This is a genomic window from uncultured Clostridium sp. (assembly GCF_947072515.1).
Classification (GTDB): Bacteria; Bacillota; Clostridia; order Clostridiales; family Clostridiaceae; genus Clostridium.
The window spans coordinates 33,753-55,205 of sequence record NZ_CAMTIG010000013.1; the positions used below are offsets into that span (position 1 = coordinate 33,753).

22 protein-coding genes are annotated in these 21,453 nt (G+C 29.1%); 20 read left to right on the forward strand and 2 right to left on the reverse strand.

Annotated features, from left to right (window positions below; all coding sequences use genetic code 11):
- The first annotated feature begins 183 nt into the window (after nucleotides 1-183).
- The 11 genes from Q0W06_RS06840 (at nucleotide 184) to Q0W06_RS06890 (ending at nucleotide 8,409) form a co-directional block, all read left to right on the forward strand.
- The gene (locus Q0W06_RS06840; protein WP_297633198.1) at nucleotides 184-870 is read left to right on the forward strand and encodes a F0F1 ATP synthase subunit A; all 687 of its coding nucleotides are present in this window, start codon (nucleotides 184-186) and stop codon (nucleotides 868-870) included.
- 44 nt (nucleotides 871-914) lie between these two features.
- The gene (locus Q0W06_RS06845; RefSeq protein WP_297633200.1) at nucleotides 915-1,136 is read left to right on the forward strand and encodes an ATP F0F1 synthase subunit C; all 222 of its coding nucleotides are present in this window, start codon (nucleotides 915-917) and stop codon (nucleotides 1,134-1,136) included.
- Nucleotides 1,137-1,202: 66 nt separating this feature from the next.
- Entirely contained in the window at nucleotides 1,203-1,421 is a 219-nt protein-coding gene (atpE, locus tag Q0W06_RS06850; RefSeq protein WP_297633202.1) for an ATP synthase F0 subunit C, read from the forward strand.
- Between the two features lie 53 nt (nucleotides 1,422-1,474).
- Nucleotides 1,475-1,951 carry a F0F1 ATP synthase subunit B gene (locus Q0W06_RS06855; protein ID WP_297633204.1) on the forward strand — a complete coding sequence of 159 codons (477 nt, stop codon included), beginning with the start codon at nucleotides 1,475-1,477 and terminating at the stop codon, nucleotides 1,949-1,951.
- Nucleotides 1,952-1,953: 2 nt separating this feature from the next.
- On the forward strand, nucleotides 1,954-2,493 hold the full coding sequence (locus Q0W06_RS06860) for a F0F1 ATP synthase subunit delta (protein ID WP_297633206.1): 540 nt from the start codon (nucleotides 1,954-1,956) through the stop codon (nucleotides 2,491-2,493).
- 20 nt (nucleotides 2,494-2,513) lie between these two features.
- Nucleotides 2,514-4,022: a F0F1 ATP synthase subunit alpha gene (gene atpA / locus Q0W06_RS06865; RefSeq protein ID WP_297633208.1), complete on the forward strand. Its 1,509-nt coding sequence runs from the start codon at nucleotides 2,514-2,516 to the stop codon at nucleotides 4,020-4,022.
- A 73-nt stretch (nucleotides 4,023-4,095) separates the two neighbouring features.
- Nucleotides 4,096-4,971, forward strand: a complete 876-nt coding sequence (gene atpG / locus Q0W06_RS06870; RefSeq protein ID WP_297633210.1) for an ATP synthase F1 subunit gamma — start codon at nucleotides 4,096-4,098, stop codon at nucleotides 4,969-4,971.
- A gap of 16 nt (nucleotides 4,972-4,987) precedes the next feature.
- A complete protein-coding gene (gene atpD, locus Q0W06_RS06875; RefSeq protein WP_297633212.1) occupies nucleotides 4,988-6,382 on the forward strand; it encodes a F0F1 ATP synthase subunit beta in 1,395 nt (464 codons plus the stop codon).
- A 10-nt stretch (nucleotides 6,383-6,392) separates the two neighbouring features.
- A complete protein-coding gene (gene atpC / locus Q0W06_RS06880; RefSeq protein WP_297633214.1) occupies nucleotides 6,393-6,803 on the forward strand; it encodes an ATP synthase F1 subunit epsilon in 411 nt (136 codons plus the stop codon).
- A gap of 137 nt (nucleotides 6,804-6,940) precedes the next feature.
- Entirely contained in the window at nucleotides 6,941-7,324 is a 384-nt protein-coding gene (locus Q0W06_RS06885; RefSeq protein ID WP_297633216.1) for a GntR family transcriptional regulator, read from the forward strand.
- Nucleotides 7,325-7,326: 2 nt separating this feature from the next.
- Complete coding sequence (locus Q0W06_RS06890; RefSeq protein WP_297633218.1) at nucleotides 7,327-8,409, forward strand: DUF5808 domain-containing protein; 1,083 nt, start codon at nucleotides 7,327-7,329, stop codon at nucleotides 8,407-8,409.
- A gap of 41 nt (nucleotides 8,410-8,450) precedes the next feature.
- Here the strand turns inward: Q0W06_RS06890 and Q0W06_RS19640 are convergent, their stop codons facing one another.
- Complete coding sequence (locus Q0W06_RS19640) at nucleotides 8,451-9,047, reverse strand: metal-dependent hydrolase (RefSeq protein WP_366516759.1); 597 nt, start codon at nucleotides 9,045-9,047, stop codon at nucleotides 8,451-8,453.
- 287 nt (nucleotides 9,048-9,334) lie between these two features.
- Between Q0W06_RS19640 and Q0W06_RS06895 the strand changes: the two genes are divergently transcribed.
- From Q0W06_RS06895 to Q0W06_RS06915, 5 genes are all read left to right on the forward strand, one after another.
- A complete protein-coding gene (locus tag Q0W06_RS06895) occupies nucleotides 9,335-10,006 on the forward strand; it encodes a hypothetical protein (RefSeq protein WP_297633220.1) in 672 nt (223 codons plus the stop codon).
- 205 nt (nucleotides 10,007-10,211) lie between these two features.
- Nucleotides 10,212-11,600 carry a hypothetical protein gene (locus tag Q0W06_RS06900; RefSeq protein WP_297633222.1) on the forward strand — a complete coding sequence of 463 codons (1,389 nt, stop codon included), beginning with the start codon at nucleotides 10,212-10,214 and terminating at the stop codon, nucleotides 11,598-11,600.
- A 27-nt stretch (nucleotides 11,601-11,627) separates the two neighbouring features.
- Nucleotides 11,628-12,236 (forward strand): DedA family protein, encoded by a 609-nt coding sequence (locus Q0W06_RS06905; RefSeq protein ID WP_297633224.1) that lies wholly within the window; start codon nucleotides 11,628-11,630, stop codon nucleotides 12,234-12,236.
- Nucleotides 12,237-12,436: 200 nt separating this feature from the next.
- Nucleotides 12,437-13,243, forward strand: a complete 807-nt coding sequence (locus Q0W06_RS06910) for a hypothetical protein (protein ID WP_297633226.1) — start codon at nucleotides 12,437-12,439, stop codon at nucleotides 13,241-13,243.
- Nucleotides 13,244-13,424: 181 nt separating this feature from the next.
- Nucleotides 13,425-14,591 (forward strand): SAM-dependent methyltransferase, encoded by a 1,167-nt coding sequence (locus Q0W06_RS06915; RefSeq protein ID WP_297633228.1) that lies wholly within the window; start codon nucleotides 13,425-13,427, stop codon nucleotides 14,589-14,591.
- A 44-nt stretch (nucleotides 14,592-14,635) separates the two neighbouring features.
- On the opposite strand, the gene Q0W06_RS06920 is transcribed toward Q0W06_RS06915, so the two are convergent.
- Entirely contained in the window at nucleotides 14,636-17,296 is a 2,661-nt protein-coding gene (locus tag Q0W06_RS06920; protein WP_297633230.1) for an SH3 domain-containing protein, read from the reverse strand.
- Nucleotides 17,297-18,128: 832 nt separating this feature from the next.
- On the opposite strand from Q0W06_RS06920, the gene Q0W06_RS06925 reads away from it, so the two are divergent.
- The 4 genes from Q0W06_RS06925 (at nucleotide 18,129) to Q0W06_RS06940 (ending at nucleotide 21,360) form a co-directional block, all read left to right on the forward strand.
- Nucleotides 18,129-19,100, forward strand: coding sequence for a mannose/fructose/sorbose PTS transporter subunit IIA (locus Q0W06_RS06925; RefSeq protein ID WP_297633232.1), 972 nt, complete (start codon nucleotides 18,129-18,131; stop codon nucleotides 19,098-19,100).
- A 36-nt stretch (nucleotides 19,101-19,136) separates the two neighbouring features.
- The gene (locus tag Q0W06_RS06930) at nucleotides 19,137-19,943 is read left to right on the forward strand and encodes a PTS mannose/fructose/sorbose transporter subunit IIC (protein ID WP_297633234.1); all 807 of its coding nucleotides are present in this window, start codon (nucleotides 19,137-19,139) and stop codon (nucleotides 19,941-19,943) included.
- 18 nt (nucleotides 19,944-19,961) lie between these two features.
- Nucleotides 19,962-20,891: a PTS system mannose/fructose/sorbose family transporter subunit IID gene (locus tag Q0W06_RS06935; protein WP_297633236.1), complete on the forward strand. Its 930-nt coding sequence runs from the start codon at nucleotides 19,962-19,964 to the stop codon at nucleotides 20,889-20,891.
- Nucleotides 20,892-20,982: 91 nt separating this feature from the next.
- Entirely contained in the window at nucleotides 20,983-21,360 is a 378-nt protein-coding gene (locus tag Q0W06_RS06940; protein ID WP_297633238.1) for a DUF956 family protein, read from the forward strand.
- The last annotated feature ends 93 nt before the right edge of the window (nucleotides 21,361-21,453 follow it).

The following is a 21,453-nucleotide window of genomic DNA, read 5'->3' on the forward strand; positions in this document are numbered from 1 at the left end:
AAAAATAAATTTCTTGAAAGTCTTCGAGACAAATCAAATGATAATTAAACAAGTTAATTTACATAATTATTAATTAAAATCTGTATAAGTATTCAGTATTTTAACGAAAATATAAGTTGGTTTTTTTAGTTATTAATGTCTAAAAATGCAATGATTTTAACGTTTTATAAGGAGGTGAGGGAAATGAATGTATTTGCACCTTTATATACTTGGAACATTTTTGGATACACAGTTAATGGAGATATAGTTACCCAATGGGGAGTTATGCTTGTATTAATTGTAGTAGGGTTCTTATTAAGTAGAAACTTAAGTGTCGAAAATCCAGGCAAGATACAAGTTACTGTCGAAATGATATATGAAATGATAGCTAACTTAGTAGATGAAAATATGGGGGATGAGTATACAGGATATGTTCCTTTTGTAGGTACACTTTTTATTTATCTTTTAATTTTAGATCTTTGTGGTCTGATAGGATTTGGACCTCCAACAAGAAACTTAAGTGTTGTTATTGGATTTACAGCAATTACTTTCATTTTAGTACATTACAATGCTATTAGAAAGAAAGGTCTTGGAGGATACTTCAAAGGTTATGGGCAACCATATGTTGCAATGCTTCCAATAAATATAATAGAAAAGGTATCTTTTCCATTATCATTGGCACTACGTTTATTTGGGAATATGTTAACAGCAGCTATAGTTATGGGACTTATCTACAGTGGACTTGGTCATATAAGTATGATTGCTCAATTCGGAATTCCAATTATACCACACGCATATTTCGATTTATTTGATGGTGTAGTTCAAACAATTATATTCGTAATGCTTACTATAATAACTATTAAGTTAGAAGCAACAACAGAATCACATTAAAAGTAGAAAATTAAAAACTACAGCACAAGAAGGAGGAAAATGAAATGAGTCAATTAGCAATGTTAGGAGCAGGTATTGCCGTATTAGCAGGTATTGGTGGAGGTATCGGTACTGGTATCGCAACATCAGCTGCAATTAAAGCAACAGTAAAACAACCTAAAGCAGCAGGTAAAATTCAAGGGATATTCATATTAGCAGCAGGGTTCTGTGGAGCTACAGCAATATATGGATTTATTATTTCAATGATATTAATGTTCGTTAAATAAAAAATAGCAATAAGAAAAATACTATAAAAGAAGAAAGTATATTCTTATAATAAGGAGGATATGATTATGGGAATCGGATTAATAGGTGTAGGTTTAGCAGCTGTAACAGCGCTTGGAGCAGGTATCGGAATCGGTATAGCAGCTAAAGGGGCAGTTGAAGGTATAGCTAGAAAACCAGAAATGTATGGGAAAATACAAGGTATGTTTATATTAGGTGCAGGTCTTGCAGAAGCAACTGCTATATATGGACTTATCGTAGCGATCTTATTATACTTTGTACACTAATATAAAATATATAAAGAAATTTATATAACCTTTGGAAGGAGGTTAGAGATTGTATGGAAATTCATTTAAGTCAAGTTATTATGACAATAATTAACTTTATAGTTTTACTTTTAATTTTAAAACATTTCTTTTGGGAAAAGTTTAAGGTTATTATGGACGAGAGAAGAAATGGAATCTTAGATAAAATAAACTCTACAAAAGCTAACTTACAAGAGGCTGAAGAGTTAAGATTTAAAAATGAGGAATTATTAAAATCTGCAGATACAGAAGGTAAAAAAATTACTGAAGCAAGAAAGAAACAAGCAGAAAAAATCTACAATGAGATTGTACAAAATGCAAAAACTGAGTCAGATACAATAAAAAATAAAGCTTCTCTAGAAATAGTTAGAGAAAAAGAAAAAGCAGAATTTGAAATAAAAGAACAGGTAATTAGTCTAGCTATAGCTGTTTCTAAAAAAGCTTTAAACGAATCTTTAAACGAAGAAGAGCACAGAAAACTTATCAATACTTTCATAGATGAGGTTGTATAGGTATGTATGAATTTTTAGACAGAAGATATGCTCTTGCTTTATATAAGATTGCAGAGGAAAAAGGCAAAGTAGATGAATATATCCAAGTAATTGAACAAATCTGTGACATTATTGATAATGACAAAGGGTTACATCAAATTGTAGAGCATCCACAAATCAGTACATCGGAAAAGAAAAAAATATTTGAAAAAATATTTAAAGGCAAAGTAGATGATGAAATATTATCTTTCTTAAAGCTTCTTATAGAAAAAGGAAGAATCCTTTACTTAAGAGAAAAATTAAATCAAATGAAGAAAATACGTTTAAACAAGTTAAATACTGTTGAAGGCGTAGTGAAAAGTGTCGTACCATTAACAGATGATGAATATGACAGATTATTAGAAAAGTTAGAAAAGAAATTTAAAAAACACATACTTTTAGACAGACAAATAGATGAAAGCCTTATAGGTGGACTTTATGTAAAAGTTGAAAATGAGGTAATCGACGGATCTATTAAAACAAAGTATGAAGATATGCGATTCTTAATGATGAATCAAAAATAAATAAATAAGGTGGTGAGCCCATGCATATTAGACCAGAAGAAATAACTTCTATTATAGAAGAAGAAGTTAGTAAATATGAGAAGAATTTAGAAACAGTAGACTCAGGAACAATTGTGCAAATTGGTGATGGTGTTGCTACTGTATATGGATTAGATAACTGTGTTGAAGGTGAATTATTAAAATTCCCTAATGAAATATACGGAATGGCGCTTAACTTAGAACTTGATAGCGTAGGATGTGTTCTTCTAGGATCAGAAGATGGAATTAAAGAAGGAGACATTGTATCAAGAACAGGTAAAGTCGTTGAAGTTCCAGTAGGGGATGCCTTAATAGGAAGAGTTGTAACAGCTTTAGGAGAACCTATAGATGGAAAAGGTCCAATAGCAAATGATGGATTTAGAGCAGTAGAAATGCCAGCTCCTTCTATCATAGACAGAAGTTCAGTTAATGAACCACTTCAAACAGGGATTAAATCAATTGACTCAATGATTCCAATTGGTAAAGGTCAAAGGGAATTAATCATTGGAGATAGACAAACAGGTAAAACTGCTATAGCAATTGATACAATATTAAATCAAAAAGGTAAAGATGTTATTTGTGTATATGTTGCAATCGGACAAAAACAATCAACAGTTGCAAATATAGTTAATACTTTAACTGAAGAAGGAGCTATGGATTATAGTATAGTTGTAGCAGCTACAGCAGCTGATAGTGCTCCACTTCAATATATTGCTCCTTATGCAGGATGTTCAATGGCTGAATATTTTATGCTAAAAGGAAAAGATGTTTTAATAATATATGATGATTTATCTAAGCATGCTGTTGCATACAGAACAATGGCACTTTTACTTAGAAGAGCTCCAGGAAGAGAAGCTTACCCAGGGGATGTATTCTACATTCACTCAAGACTTCTAGAAAGAGCAGCAAAACTATCTAAAGAATTAGGAGAAGGGTCAATAACAGCTCTTCCAATAATTGAAACATTGGCTGGGGATGTTACAGCATATATCCCAACAAATGTTATTTCAATTACTGATGGACAAATTTTCTTAGAATCAGAATTATTCAACGCAGGACAAAGACCAGCCGTTAATGCTGGTATATCAGTATCCAGAGTTGGTGGTAGTGCGCAAATTAAAGCTATGAAACAAGTAACAGGTACTTTAAGACTTGAACTTGCACAATTCAGAGAACTTGCAGCATTCTCTCAGTTTGGTTCTGATCTTGATCGTGATACTCAAAGAAGACTTGAAAAAGGTAAAAGATTTATAGAGATTTTAAAACAAAATCAATATAAGCCAATGGCAGTTGAACATCAAGTATGTGTATTTTATGCAGCAGTTCATGATCATTTAGCTGATGTACCTTTAGATCAAATCAAGAGATTTGAGAAAGAATTCTTAGAATATTTAGATGAAAAAGAATATAACTTAATTAGTTCTATAAAAGAACAAAAGAAATTTACTGATGAAATAACAAAAGAGCTTGAAAATGCGATAAAAGGATTTAAAGCAACATTTAAAGCATAGTAAACTAAAGTTAAAATGGGATGTATCAAGTTATTGATACAGCCCAATCTTTTAGTGAGTAGGAGGTGAAGGTATGCCAGCTGCAGGATTATTAGATATAAAAAGAAGAATTAAAAGTGTTCAAAGTACACAAAAAATAACAAAAGCGATGGCACTTGTATCTACATCAAAGCTTAGAAGAGCAAGAGCAAACCTTGAGAATAATAACCTATACTTTAGTAGTTTAGAAAATATAAAACAAGATATGCTAAAGGTAGCAGAAGAGTTTTCAGAAAATGAATATGTACATGAAAATGATGCTGAAAATAAGTTATATGTAATATTTGCTTCTAACTCAGGACTTTGCGGTGGATTTAATGGTAGCGGAGCATTATATTTAAATGATAAGTACCCAAGAGACCAAAGAGGAAATATTAAAACTCTTATAATTGGAGAAAAAGGTGTATCTTATGCAAAAAAATATAATTTTGAAATAGTAGATAAAATTACAGGAATTAAAGATGGAATAGAACTTAAAGATGCAAGACATATTGCATTAGATTTAATGGAATCATATTTAAAGGGTGAATATAAAGAAGTATCGTTTGTATATACTAAATATGTTTCACCAATTCAACAAGAAGTAGTTGAAGAAAGACTTCTTCCATTTAATGCTGAAATAGAAGATGAAAAAGAACCAGACGGAATGGAATTATTATTTGATGTAGAAGTTTCATCGGATGAACTTATTCAAAGTTTTGTTTATAGATATATGGAAGGTAAAATAATTAATGTTATTTATCATTCACAAACTAGTGAACAAAATGCAAGAATGCAAGCGATGGATGGAGCTAGTAAAAATGCGGATGATATCTTAGAAGAATTAAATATGAGATACAATAGAATAAGACAAGGTGCTATTACACAAGAAATATCAGAAATTGTTGGTGGTGCTGAAGCACAAAAATAGATTGGAGGGAAACCTTATGGCTAATAATATAGGAAAAGTAGTTCAAGTTATTGGACCCGTAGTAGATATAAAATTTGAATCTAACAATCTTCCTAATATGTATAATGCTATACGTATTAAAAATGGAGAAGAAGTTGTTGTGTGTGAAGTTGAACAACACGTTGGAGATGATATAGTTAGAACAATTGCTCTAGAAGCAACAGAAGGATTAAGAAGAGGAATGGATGCAGAAGATACAGGAAAAGCAATAACAGTTCCTGTAGGAGAAGCAGTTTTAGGAAGATTATTTAATGTATTAGGAAATGCAATGGATAATAAAGGACCTGTAAATGCAGAACAATATTACCCAATTCATAGATCTGCCCCAACATTTGAAGAACAATCAGTTGTTCCTGAAATGTTTGAGACAGGAATTAAAGTTATTGATCTTATAGCTCCATACCAAAGAGGTGGTAAAACTGGTTTATTTGGTGGTGCCGGAGTTGGTAAAACAGTTCTTATTCAAGAACTTATAAATAATATCGCTAAAGAACATGGCGGATTATCAGTTTTCACAGGTGTTGGAGAAAGATCAAGAGAAGGTAATGACCTTTTAGGTGAAATGACTGAATCAGGAGTTATTGCAAAAACTGCTCTAGTATTTGGACAAATGAATGAACCACCTGGAGCAAGAATGAGAGTTGCTTTAACAGGACTTACAATAGCAGAATCTTTCAGAGATAAAGGACAAGACGTGCTATTATTTATAGATAATATATTTAGATATTCACAAGCTGGATCAGAAGTTTCAGCATTACTTGGAAGAATACCATCAGCCGTTGGTTACCAACCAACACTAGCAACTGAAATGGGAGCTCTTCAAGAAAGAATAACATCAACTAAGCATGGATCTATTACATCAGTTCAAGCAGTATATGTACCTGCCGATGATTTAACTGACCCAGCTCCAGCTACAACTTTCAGTCATCTTGATGCTAAAACAGTTTTATCAAGAGCAGTTTCTGAAAAAGGTATATACCCAGCAGTTGATCCACTAGATTCTTCATCAAGATTACTTGATCCAAGAATAGTTGGGCAAGATCACTATGATGTAGCATCACAAGTTAAATTTATTCTAGAAAGATATAAAGAACTTCAAGATATCATAGCAATCTTAGGGGTTGATGAATTATCTGATGAAGATAAATTAGTTGTTTCTAGAGCAAGAAAAATTGAAAAATTCTTATCACAACCTTTCACAGTTGCAGAACAGTTTACTGGTATGAAAGGAAGATATGTTCCTGTTAAGGAAACAATCAGAGGATTTAAAGAAATATTAGAAGGTAAACATGATGACCTTCCAGAATCAGCATTCTTATTTGTTGGTACAATAGATGAAGCTATAGAAAAAGCTAAAAGTATGGCAGAGTAGGTGATTTAAAATGGACGGATTCGATCTATTAGTTATAACACCACATAAGAAAATATATCAAGATAAAGCAGAAATGCTAAGTCTAAAAAACTCAGTTGGTGAATTTTCAATACTTGCAGAGCATGAAAATATGCTAACACCAACTGTTCCTTGCAAATTAACTATTACTAAATCAGAAGGTGGAGAAATTGAATTTTTTACTTCAGGTGGTATGCTTGAAATTAAAGATGGAAATGTAGTTCTTTGTGCAGATACTGTTGAATCTAGAGAAGAAATAGATGTAAAAAGAGCGGAAGCTTCAAAGGAAAAAACAGAAAAGAAACTAGATGAAGAAAATGCTAGTAAAATAGAAGATATGAGAACAAAACTTGCCTTAAATAGAGCGATTGAAAGAATAGACTTTGCTAAAGGTAAAAAATAATTAAAAAACATGGAATTGTATATTAAAATTTATAAAATAAAGTTAATCTTAAGTGATTAACTTTATTTTTTTATGAAGTAAATAGATTGAATCACAATTTTTTTTGTTATATACTTTATATAACAAGAGTTTAGGAGGTGAAGGCATTGTTTATAGAAATTAAATTTGATAGTGAAATACCAATATATATGCAGATAAGGAATGAAATAATAAAAGGTATTTCAATAGGACAGCTTAAAAATGGAGATAGTCTTCCTTCAGTAAGGCAAATGTCTTCTATGATTGAAGTAAACCTACATACTATTAATAAAGCATACAATTTATTAAAAGCAGAAGGCTATGTAAGGGTAGATAGACGTACAGGAGTAGTTATAGATGTAAAACCTAAAGAAGAGTATGAGGCAGATTTAGAAGAAAAGATGGAACTTCTTTTAGCAGAAGCTTTTTTAATGGGAATAGAGAAAAAGAAAGTTTTAAAAATAATAGAGAAAAATTTTAATAAATTTAAAGTTGGTGAATAGAAATGAATTATGAAATATTGGTGATAATAGGAACTATGATTATTTTGCTATTCTTAAATGATTATTTACCGAGAGCTGGGAAAAAGGGATTACTATTTGGTGCAGTAGTTGAGGAAGATAATAAAGATAAAGAACCTTTTAGTGGGTTGATAAAAAGCTATAGAATAAGTAATTTGATTTCATGGATTATATTTTTAAGTATTACAGTAGTGAGTGGAATTTTAAATAATGAACTTATACAAACTATAGGAATAATAGGATATTTAATTGTTAACTTTATTATTGTTGCTAGATTTAACAAGCAAGTTAAAGAAATAAAAAAGACATATGTTGTAGATAGGAAACCGGTATCAATCATTCCACTTGAGAATTATAAAATAAATAGTTGTAGAAAAGTATATTATATTTTTATAGGAATAATATTTATAGGAATTAATATTTTAGGATTTTCGATAAATTATAGTAAATTACCAGAAAAAATTCCAACAAAATTTAATCTTGAAGGAGTAGCAATAGGATTTAGTAATAAAAGTATAGGAACTATAATTCTATTATTATCTATAACTATTATATTAATTTTGACTTATATTTTTGCAGATGTTCTTCTATATAAAGTAATGTTTAAGATAGATCCTAAGAATAAGGAAGATTCTTATAAAGCAAATTTAAAAAGTAAAAAGATGTTGAGTATAATGCTAGGATGTACTATGATTCCAATCATGGTAACTACTACATTAATGAACTTTATAGTATTACAAATACTTAGTACAGATATTTTTAAATTAATTTGGTTTATTCAAATAGTTACGCTAATAGGTGCAATTGGAAGTACTATTATGGTAATTAAAGAGAGAAATAATTATACTATAAAAGATAAGAATGTAACATTTAAAGATGATGATGATTGCTGGAAATGGGGAATCATTTATTATAATAAAAATAATCCAAGCCTTTTTGTAGAAAAAAGAATGGGGATTGGAGTTACTATAAATGCTGGAAATAAAATTGGGATGATTATTTATATTGGAATAGTTCTCTTAATTTTGGGAAGTATATTAATACCATTTATTGTACAATATATTTAAATAAAAATATTAAAGAACTATGCTTTTAAAAGCATAGTTCTTTAATGTTTAAAGCTTTTTACTATATCTAAAACTATATTCAATAAATTGATATTAAAATATCTTAATGATAGTAGATAAATATTATAAATCAAAAATAAAAAGATTATTAGTTTTAAAAATTTATGAAAAGCTACTTCTCCTTTAGAGCCTGTCTTAATATGAAAAAGTTTAATATTAAATCGAAATGGAAATAAAAGTTCTATACCTTCTCTTGTTAAAAGATCTAAAGCAAGGTGGGAGGTATATCCTAATATAAAACCACTACAAATAGTAAAAACTACTATATTCTTATGACTTATAGAAACTAATGTTAAAGATATTATATAAAGTATAGCTATAAAAATTAAGCTATGGGTAATACCTCTATGTCTGGCTTTCTTAAATGCTCTTGCAAGTAATGGATACCGCTTGGAGATATAAGAACCTTTCATATCTATATCTGGAAAGACAGAACCAAGGTTTGAAAAATGAAAAAATAAAAAAATCAAAAGAATCTGAAAGGGTAATTCATATCGTATTAAACATTTTGAAATGAAAATATTTAAAAAGATAAGAGAAAATAAAAATCCCCCAGATGTATGAGTTGGCTTTGTCATTTGTTCTCCTTATAATATTAAGTTTAATAAATAATATTATCAAATATATATATTAAAATGTCAATAAAAATGAGAACGTTAGTTTTGTTGTTGAAAATGTCTACTAGTAATTTAGTGTATAGATAAAGATTATTAAATATATAAATCAAATAGAAGTACTATTTTTAAAAATATGAAATTTTAAAAATAGTAAGTTATAAAATCTATAAATAGTAATATTAATTTGAAAAATGAAAATAATAAAAGAGATAACTAAATTATTTAATAAGTTTACGGAGGTATTTTATATGAAAAAATATTTAAAGCTATTTATAGTAGCAGGAGTACTAGCAGTAGCCCTTACAGGCTGTGGAAAGGATAAAACATCACCTACACCTACGCCAACACCAGATACAACACAAAAGCAAGGAATGGTAAATGATGATGGAACAAAAGGTACTCTAGAAAATGTATTTAATAAAACTTATACTATTGGAAAAGAAGGGAATATGGCATATGGAACTCTATTTATAGGGAATCCAGAATTATCTCATAAAACTGATAATGGAGGAAAGGCGTATATAGAAGTAACAATACCATTAAAACTTACTAATAATGGGAAAGCAGCTATACAACCATTAGATCTTTTAAATGCATTAACTATAGATAGTAATTATAATCCATATCAAGATCAATTAAAGCTTATGTGCATAGAGACAAAAGCAATAATAAAAGGAAATACAGATAAAGATGATCAATATTATTTTGTTGGATTATTTGATAAAGGTTTAAAAATGGAAAATAATAAGCCTGTATTAGAGCCAGGACAAAGTGTTAATAGTTATTTTAGATATATTGTAACTACTGACGATATACATATGGATCAATTAAAAAATGTAAAATTCAATGATTTAACATTAAATGATTTTCAATTTATAATAAATGCTAAAAATGGAGACGGATATACAGTAGTTAAATAAAAAAATTAATAAAAATAGAGAAGGACAATTAAATGTAGATTTAATTGTCCTTTTTAAAATGTTATTTTTTTGTAAACAAAAGGCAATTGTAAGTTTTTCTTAGGGACTTGAATATAAAAAAAGGGTATTATAGATTTGAAATGAAATTTTACAAAAGATTAGTAGATAAAATTTAGCAATTTAATTGCGCTTAGTGAGGTAAAAGATGTTTTGTAATGAATGTGGAAAAGATATGGGGAATACAGCAGAGAGAGTCTGTGATGAATGTAAGAAAAAAGCATTAGAAGAAAGAACAATGCTTATGAGTAGAGAGCATTTAGATGAGGTTCTAAAAGAAATAGAGGAACCTATAGAAGAACCTAATGAAGAAGATATTAGCGAAATTTTAGATAATGAAGCTTTAGAAGATGAAAAAAAACCTTATGAGGATGGAAAAAAATCCTATACAGAAGATAATAATATAAAAGAAAGTAATGATATAAAAAAGAATAATGAAAAAGTAGAAGAAGTATCATTATTTAAATTACCAAAAAGAAGTGAAAAAAATAAATCTAAAAAAAATAACACAAATAAAGATGACTCTAATAAAACAAAAAAAATCGATGTATCAGATAAAAAGGAAAAAGTAAAAAAGAACATAGAGGAAAAAACTGATGCTGTCGTAAAGAAGATGGATATTTTTCATATATTTGATGAAGATGATGAATCAGAAAAAGTAAAACCATCATTAAAAGATAGGCAAGTAGATGATACACTTTTTGATGTTAGACCAAAAGAATTAGATGAAGTAGTAGACAAGAAGAACAAAGATAAATCAAAAGAATTAAAAAGCGCTAAAAAGAATAAAAGAGGGAAAAAATCAGTAAGTTTTTTAAAACCAGGAAAGATTATAAAAAAAGTAATTATTTTAGTTATTATAATAGGTATAATTTTAATTGGGTATAGTGTTGTAAAGAATCATAAAAGTGCAGTTAAGGATAATATTGATAAAGGAATAAATAAAACACAAGATATTATAAATAATAGTGATAAAAATTCTGATAAAACCAATACAAAAGATAAGCAAGGAGAAGTAAATGAAACTATAAAACCAGAAAATAACAACAATACTTCTCAAAATAATGATTCACATAAGGAAACAGAGCATAAAGAAAATAATACAACAACACCTCCTAGTCCTGGAACTGATAATAAAACAGATTCTAATACAGGAAGTTCAAGTAATAGTAATCAAGGAAATACAACAACAACACCTCCTAAGGATACAAATACAAATAATGGAAGTGGCAACCAAGGAACTACAGGGGATAAAGGTGATACAAATAATACAGGGAATACTGGTGGTAGTACAGGAAATACAGGAGGAACAGGAAGTACAGGTAGTACAGTAACACCTGGTACAGGGTCTTCAACTGATGGTAGTGCAACTACTAATGATAATAACACTACTAAAGATAAGCAAAGCAATACGACTGAAACACCAAAGGCTACAGATACAACAACTAAAACAAATAGTGGAACTGCTAGTACTTTAGCAAGCAAAACTGGGGAGAAAACAAGTAGTGTAAGTAATGCTACAACACAAAATAAATAATAATGACTTGAAAGCGAAGGAAAGTTTATGGATTTACAAGAAACAATAAAAACATTTATTATGAATTATGGAATGATTAGTGTATTTGTATTAGTTTTATTAGAATACGCAAGTGTTCCACTTCCAAGTGAAATTGTATTGCCATTTATAGGAATTATTGGAGCAATGCATGGAATAAGCTTTTTTGAGATACTATTTGTATCCTTAATTGCAGGATTAGTAGGTTCTATAATTACTTATATTATAGGATACATATTTGGAATGAAGGTTTTAAACTGGGTAGGAAATAAAATTCCTAGAACAAGGAAAGCTATAGAAGCAGGATATAAGTGGATAGAAAAATATGATAAGGGAGCAACGTTTGTATCAAGACTTGTTCCTGTAGCAAGAACATTTATATCAATAATAGCAGGGGTTGTTAAAATGAAACCAGTACCATTTATTCTTTTTTCAACAGTAGGAATAGTGTTATGGAATTCACTATTAATAGGTCTTGGATTTATATTAGGAAATAATACTGCATTAATTGATACAATTCTTCATCAATATAGTTTAGCAGTTGGCGGAATTGCTATAGTAGTTATTGTATTTATTGTATACAGAAATAGAAAAAAATTAATAGAGTTATTTAGATAATAAAAAGCCAGTAAAATATTTCTAGATTTTACTGGTTTTTATTATTGAAAAAAGAAAAAAATGGAAATAGAGTTGGTAGCATTATTTAAATGAAATATTAAATAAATATTAAGTTACAATAATGTAATATAAAAGCAAGAATATACTCTTTTATAGGTGGTATATTTTAAATACAAAAAGTAAGACAAGGAGTTATATAGATGGCTAGTATTAAAAAGAGAAATTTACTAGGTATAGTGGTAGCTGTAGTATTTATATTATTAAGAATGCTTTTATATTATTTAAATAATACAAAAGGATTAGTTTTAATAAATCCATATATATATGGATTTGTAGACTTTGGGATAATATTAAGTCCTCTTATATTTATATATGAAGATAAAAAGATAAGAAATATTTCTTATATAGCAATTATAATTTTAGTGATATTAAATGGTTTAAGTATAGCTAACTTAGCAAAAAATACAGAAAGAATTTTTATGAATTCTAAAAATATAAAAGATGATGTAATTATAGAAATAGTAAATCAAGGAGTAGGATCTGAAATATATGTATATGAGAGAAAGTATTTGATTTTTTCAGAGTTAAAAGAAGTTATGTACAATGAAGGTGAGGTAGCCTTTAATACTAGAATGAAATTAACATGGGTAAATGATAATTTATTATCTATTACTTACAGAGATGATAATCAAGTGGTAGAAAAAATAATTTATTTTGGAGGACCAGAAACTAGATATGAAAATGTATTGGATCATATTGAAGGAACTTGGGTTTGCAGTGAAGGAAATAAATTAATTGTCAGTGGAAATGATGTTAAATATGTTTCAGGTGGAAATACGTATACTTATTCTGCAAATTATTGTGATGAACAAAATAATTTATCTACAATACTTTATGGAAATTATTTAAAACCTTCAATAGCTATTGTAAGAGAAAATGGAGATGTTGTTTCAGTGAGAAAGGTATCTTTAGATGAAACAGATTGGGTTCAATATAAAGGTGCTTAGATGAAAATAGACTGCTTAAAGCAGCCTATTTTTTTATAATTTAATATATTATTTAAGGTAAAGCAACGGTAATGCCAGTAGAATTTAAAAGTAGAGAGTTTAAAATAAAGATAAAGATGATATAATTAATAGTAAAATGAATTTAAAAATAGAATTTTAGGAATAAAACACTGGAGGAAGAATGGAAGAGTTAAAAAAAGCTATAAGTGAAATTTTAAGTGATGATATAGGTAAAATAGTTATTAGTAATAAAATGAAAAAAGATTTTGAATATAATAAAATAAATATTTCTTTAAAAGAGATTAAGGGAAAAGTATTCTACCAAATTGAAAAGTTTACGGATAAGCAAGTATTTCATGAGAATTTAGATAAAGAGGAATTAGAAGAAAAACTTCTTTTACTTGTAGAAGGAAATTTTAAAAATTTAAATGCTTGGGCAAAAGAAGTTACATATGAGTTAAAGATATCTAAAAAGGGAAAAGTATTTTTAGGCAAGATAGGTGGAGATAATAAAAAGATTTTATCTAAAGCATCTAGCCATAACAAAGAAAAAAATTATATTTTAAAAGAGGGGATGATAATTGAACCACTTATAGATCTTGGAGTATTTACTAAGGATGGAAAAGTAATAAATTCAAAGTATGATAAATACAAGCAGATAAATAGATTTGTTGAAATAGTGGATGATGAAATAAAAAAGAATGATTATGAAGAATTAACTATACTAGATTTTGGATGTGGAAAATCATATTTAACATTTGTTTTATATTATTACTTTGTTAAAATAAAAGGAATAAAAGTTAAAATGATAGGTCTTGATTTGAAAAAGGATGTTATAGAGAAGTGCAATAAAATTGCTGAAGGATATGGCTATAAGGATTTAAAATTTGAACTTGGAGATATTAATGGATATAAATATGAAAATAAAGTGGATATGGTAATTACATTACATGCTTGCGATACAGCAACTGATTATGCTCTTTATAATGCTATAAAATGGAATGCGAAGATGATATTTTCAGTTCCATGTTGCCAACATGAATTTAATACTCAAATGAATACGGAAGATTTAGCATTAATATCAAAATACGGCATAATAAAAGAAAGGATGGCAGCTCTTATGACAGATGCAGTAAGAGGAAATCTTTTAGAGGTATGTGGATATAGAACGCAGATATTAGAGTTTATAGATATAGCTCATTCGCCTAAAAATATATTAATAAGAGCGTCTAAAGGTGGAGTATCTAAAGAAAAGAAAGAAAAGGCTATGGAAGAAGTAAAAAAATTAGTAAAAGAATTTAACTTTAAACCAACTTTAATGGAACTTTTAAAATTAGAAGATAAATAGATATAGTTTAATAAAAAACTCGCGTTAAGCGAGTTTTTTATTGTTTAAGATAATCTATTTGATGGAATCCAACCTGTTATACCATCAAAAGCTATTTTAGACCAACCATTTGTAGTAGATAAAACTACTACAGTAGTATTATTATTTAAAGATGTTTCGATTGTAGAATACCATGTATCTTCACTCATTACATCACTATAACCTAAACTGAAATTAATAGTTTTTATAGTTCCAGTTTGGATTCTATTTGATGGAATCCAAGCTGTTGTAGATTGATAATTAATTTCTGTCCAACCATTTTTTTGTCCAACAATTTGTACTTTAGCACCATTATTTAAAGTACCAGCTAAATTACTATTCCAAGAGTCCTCGTACATAACATCGGTATATGGATTTTGACTAAAGCTTATAATTCCAGTTTCTGTAGTTTTTTTATTTAAAGAATTTAATAAACTAACTCTAGATAAGGGTATCCAAGCAGTTCCATTATTATAAGATATTTGACACCAACCATCTTTTATAGAAATAATATTTACATAAGTATTCGAAGGTAATGTTGAAGTAACATTAGAATACCAAGTTCCGCTACTCATTATATCTGAATACATCGAAGTTAATCCTGTGCCTATATAAGCTTTATTTAAAGAGGTTACAACTCTATTCATAGGTAACCATCCAAGAAGAGGAAGAGAACCATCATAACCAAAAGTCTCTATTTGATACCATCCATCTTTTTGAGCAAGAATTTTGAAATAACTTCCATCTTGTAGTGTTCCAGATAAGCTAGTATCCCATGTAGGAGTAGACATTACATCAGTATATCCAACACTAGGGAATTCAGAAATACCGTAGCCAATAGGTGTATTTAAACCATTAGATTGAATTCTATTATTTGGAACCCATAGTATTTGATTATCTACGGAAATTTTATCCCATCCATTATAAGAACCTATAATGTTTACGTGAGTTCCATTAAATAGTTTTTCTGTAATATACCCATTCCAAGATGGAATATCTTTAGCATAAGTAAATGCGCCTCCAGGCATTTCTATAATACCCTGTTTGTTAATAGGTGTCACTTTATATGCAGCAGAATTATCAACTCTGTTCATTGGAATCCACCCAGACATATTTAAATAATCAATTCTATACCAGCCATTAGATTCACCTGTTATATTAACTTGAGTGCCACTAGAGATAAATGTTAGAAATCTAGAATTCCAATTATTTTCAGTTAGAACATTAGAACCATCATTAAAATTGACTACACCAGTACCTATAGATGAATATTCGGTTTGTCCTTTTGATATAACTCTTGAAGCTGGAATCCATACAGTTTGATTATTATAAGTTGCTCTAACCCAACCGTTCCAATTGGTTGTTGTATAACCGGTAAGGGTTATATTTTGTCCAAATGGAATTGTAGTTATAACAGAGCTATTCCATGTTGGTTCACTCATAGCATCAGTATATTGAACTATATTACCAAGGGTAGGTGAAGTGGAGATTATTGAATCTGAAGTAGTCGATTTACTTGCAGGTGAAATAGTAGGTGTTGTTTTTGGAGTAATCGACTTACTTGCAGGTGAAACAGCAGGTGTTGTTTTTGAAGTAGTCGACTTACTTACAGGTGAAACAGCAGGTGTCTCTTTTGAAGTAGTCGATTTACTTGCAGGTGAAACAGTAGGTGTCTCTTTTGAAGTAGTTGATTTACTTATAGGTGAAACAACGGGTGTTGTTTTTGAGGTAGTTGATTTATTTGTTGATGAAGAATTAGGTGTTGTAGTTGAAGTTTCAAATTTTGGAATATTAAAATCAAATAAATCGTTAGATGCATATAAATCTTTATTATCATTTATAATACTACCTATTTTAGAAGCATATTCTATATCAGTTGAATATTGATGCCATATATCTTGGCTAGGAGCATCTATAAATCTAAGTTCATAAGGTGTATTTTGGGCAATATCCGTGTTATGAACATAATTTTCTGATAAGAATTGAGCAGCTCCGTAAATAGCTTTTGATACACTTGTCCATCCATGATTATAGGCATATGTTGTAGCCATTAAAGTTGGATTACCATTATCAGCACCTATTCCAAAAAGATTATAAACAGTAGTTGGTTTGTTTAATTTTTTTGTTGTATATGTTGTTTTTCCATCTTTAGTAACAGGAACTGCAATTTGATCTATAGTAATTCCTTTAGCAAAGTTACTGCTTCCCCATCCTGTTTCTAATCCGGATTGTGATATAAAATAAACAGGATCTAAATTATATTCTTTAGCTGCGTTTATAAAGGTATCAGCTTGACCGCTAAAAACACCTTTTCCATTTAAAAAGTTAGTTACTTTATTAGTATTTACATTTCTAAAAGTATCTACTCTTAGAAATTCAAATACTGAACTTGCATATTGAGGATTTATTGCTTGTAGCATAGAATCTAAAGTAGCTTTTGTTTGAGAACCTCCATTAAGACCATATGATTTCATTTCTGCAGCAGCATATTTAGCCATTGTATAATCATATTTAACATTTGAATAAGTTGAATTAACTGTTGTTTTAGCAAACATTTCAATTGGAGCAGTTTGCTTAGATTGATGATTTAATGTGTCTGCAAATGCAGTTATACCTGGTGTAAATGATACTGCAAAAGATGCAATAGCAGCACTTACTACTAAAAGGGAAATTTTTTTACTTTTCATTTGTATAAACTCCTTTAAAATAAATTTTTATTTCTTTATATAGGGTAAAATATAAATAATATAAATTAATGATAATACTTGTAAAAATGAAAAGGTTACGAAAAAATGAAGCAAAATTATTTAAAACAAAGAATGAACAGGTAAAATACATTAAATACAGTATTAAAGGGTAAATAGTCTAAAAATATAGACAAAATGGAAAATTTTTAGAGATAATTAGTTTTAGAAAATTATGATTAATAGATATAATAAAATTGTATGTATAGCAATAATTTAAACTATATTTGGAGAGAAAAATCATTTATTTTTTTATAATAAGATTTTAATTGATTTAAAGCTGGAAGAATATATTGTAAAAAAATGGCTTAATAGTGTATAAATATGTAAAAAAAGACAAAGAATTTTAAAAAAATATTTAAGTTAAATTCTAAATTAGCCTAAGCATTTTTTTATATAAATCCAAATTATTCAATGAAAAAATATGCAAATGTAAACGATATTTAATAAATAAAAATTAAATTTATAATAGTTTAATTATCTCTATAATACCCAATAGGCGTAATTTATTACAAAAAAAATATTAATTAACAAAGTATATTTAATAAAATATTAATTAAAAATATATTAAATATATTTATTATTTTTTCTAAGTTTAAAAAGAAAGATAAAATAAAAACTTTTGCATCAAAAAGTTAATAATATGTAACATATAGACGCAAACTATATGAATAAAGAAAAAGAAGTGATAAAATTCAGTTATGCAAGTTTTATTTAATTTATAAATTTAATTTAATTAAAGAAAAATTTGAATTATAAAATAGGAGGAAGAGATATGGTAGGAATTATTCTTGCTAGTCACGGGGATTTTGCTAATGGTATTTTGCAATCGTCTTCAATGATTTTTGGTGAACAAGAAAACGTTAAAGCCGTTACATTAATGCCAAGTGAAGGACCAGATGACATTAGAAGAAAACTAGAAGAAGCAGTTGCATCATTAGAAGATGCAGAACAAGTTTTATTTTTAGTGGATCTTTGGGGAGGAACTCCATTTAATCAAACAAACACATTGTTTGAAGACCACAAAGATACATGGGCTATTGTAACAGGTATGAATTTACCGATGGTTATAGAAGCATATGGATCACGTTTTTCAATGGAATCTGCTCATGAGATTGCAAAAAGTATTTTAAGTGCTTCAAGAGAAGGAATTAAAGCAAAACCAGAAGAATTAGAAGTTGTAGAAGAAAAGAAGGTAAGTAGCAATATAAATGGTAATGCAGGTTCTCCAGGGTCTTTTGAATACGTTTTAGCACGTATCGATTCACGTTTACTTCATGGGCAAGTGGCAACAGCTTGGACAAAAGCTGTAAAACCAACAAGAATTATCATTGTTTCAGATGAAGTTACAAAAGATGAGTTACGTAGAAACCTTATCAAAGAAGCAGCACCTCCAGGAGTTAGAGTGCATGTTATTCCATTAGAGCAAATGATTAAAATTGCAAAAGATGATCAACATTTTGGAGGAGAAAGAGCAATGCTTCTTTTTGAAAATCCACAATATGTACTTAAAGCAGTTGAAGCTGGAATTCCACTAAAAACTGTTAATGTTGGATCAATGGCACATTCAGTAGGAAAGGTTCAACCAAGTAAAGTTCTTGCCTTTAATCAAGATGATATTGATACATTTAAAAAGCTTGAAAGCTTAGGAATAAGCTTTGATGTTCGTAAAGTTCCAAATGACGGAAAAGCAAATTTAAATGAAGTTATGAGAAAAGCACAAGAAGAATTAAATAAGATGAAGTAAGATTTTTAAGATTTATACTAAGGAGGAACAGGAATTATGGATTTAAATATTATTCAAGTAATACTAGTTCTTATCATTGCATTTATTGCAGGTGTAGATGGAATTCTAGATAGATTTGAAGTTTATCAACCAGTAGTAGCATGTACATTAATTGGACTAGTAACAGGACAATTAGTACCTTGTTTAATATTAGGAGGTACATTACAAATGATTGCCTTAGGATGGGCAAACATTGGAGCAGCAACAGCTCCAGATGCAGCACTTGCATCTATAGCATCAGCAATTATTTTAGTTTTAAGTGGTCAAGGAAGAGCAGGGGTTTCTTCAGCTATAGCAATAGCAGTTCCTCTAGCTGTTGCAGGACTTTTATTAACAATTATTATTCGTACAGTTGCTACTGGACTTATACATTTAATGGATTCAGCAGCAAGTAAAGGCAGTATAAGAGGAGTAGAATTTTGGCACATTGTAGCTATAGTACTACAAGGACTTCGTATTTTAATTCCAGCAGGATTAATTTTAATAATTGGAGCTGGACCAATTAAAGATCTACTTAGTGCTATGCCAGCATGGTTAACTGATGGGTTAGCAATAAGTGGAGGAATGGTTGTAGCAGTAGGTTATGCAATGGTAATAAATATGATGGCAACAAAAGAAGTATGGCCATTCTTTGCAATTGGATTTGTAGTTGCAACTATTTCACAACTTACACTTATGGGTCTTGGAGCAATTGGTGTTTCTTTAGCTCTTATTTACCTAGCACTTACTAAAGTAGGTGGTGGACCAGGTAATGGAGGTTCAAATACTGGAGATCCAGTAGGCGATATTATCGATAATTATTAGGAGAGGAGATAAAGAGATATGGAAAACGCAAAAAAAGATGATTCAAGAATTAAACTATCAAAAAAAGATCGTATCATGGTTTGGCTTCGTTCATGGCTTTTACAAGGTTCTTGGAACTATGAAAGAATGCAAAATGGTGGTTGGGCATATTCATTAGTACCAGCAATTAAAAAATTATATAAGACAAAAGAGGATAGAGCAGCAGCTCTTAAACGTCACTTAGAATTTTATAACACAAATCCATTCGTTTCACCTCCTATAGTTGGGGTTGTATTAGCACTTGAAGAAGATCGTGCAAATGGAGCACAAGTTGATGATGGAACAATTCAAGGTGTTAAGATTGGTATGATGGGACCTTTAGCAGGGGTTGGAGATCCAGTATTTTGGTTTACTATTAGACCAATACTTGCAGCCTTAGGTGCTTCTCTTGCAATGGCAGGGAATGTTTTAGGACCAATAATATTCTTCTTCGGTTGGAATATTATCATCGCAGTTGTTACTTGGTATTTACAAGAATTTGCTTATAAAGCAGGTAGTAAGATTACTGAAGATGTGTCCGGTGGTTTATTGAAAGATATTAATAAGGGTGCAGCTATTTTAGGTATGTTTATCCTAGGAGCACTTGTTAATAGATGGGTAGCAATTAAGTTTACACCAATAATTTCAAAAGTACCTTTATCTAAGGGAGCATTTATTGATTGGAGCACACTTCCAAGTGGAGCACATGGAATACAACAAGCTTTAATTCAACAATCTCAAGGGTTATCATTAACTCCAGATAAAGTTATAACTTTACAAGGAAATTTAGATTCATTAATCCCTGGTCTTGCAGGATTATTATTAACACTTTTCTGTATGTGGTTACTTAAAAAAGGAGTTTCTCCTATTATTCTTATACTAGCATTATTTGCAGCAGGTGTTATTTTCCATGTACTTGGATTAATGTAATATTTAAAAACCTAGGTTAAACATAATTTTAATCTAGGTTTTTATTTGATATAATAGGAATATAGAATAGCGAGAAAAGAGGTAAGAAAAATTGATACAGTCACTTAATACAAAAGCAGATCTAGTTATAGATGGAACATCTTGTAATGGAGTATCTAGTTATGGACAAATAATGATTGGGGATAAAGGTTTTGAATTTTATAGCAAAAAAAATAAAAAGAATTTTATTCAAATTCCTTGGGATGAAGTAGATTGCGTGATTGCATCAATAATGTTTGGTGGAAAATGGATACCAAGATATGCAATTAAAACAAAAAAGAATGGAACATTTTCATTTACATCAAAAGATCCTAAAAAAGTACTTCGTACAATAAGACAATATGTAGGAGCAGATAAGATAGTTAAATCACTAACCTTTTTCCAAGTGTTAACAAGAAATATTAAAAATATATTTAAAAAATCAAAATAAATTCAGACATCATTATTTTAGATAATGATGTTTTTTTGTAAAAATAAATAGAAGGAAGATATGGTAAGATATAGATATATTAAAGCAGAGGTA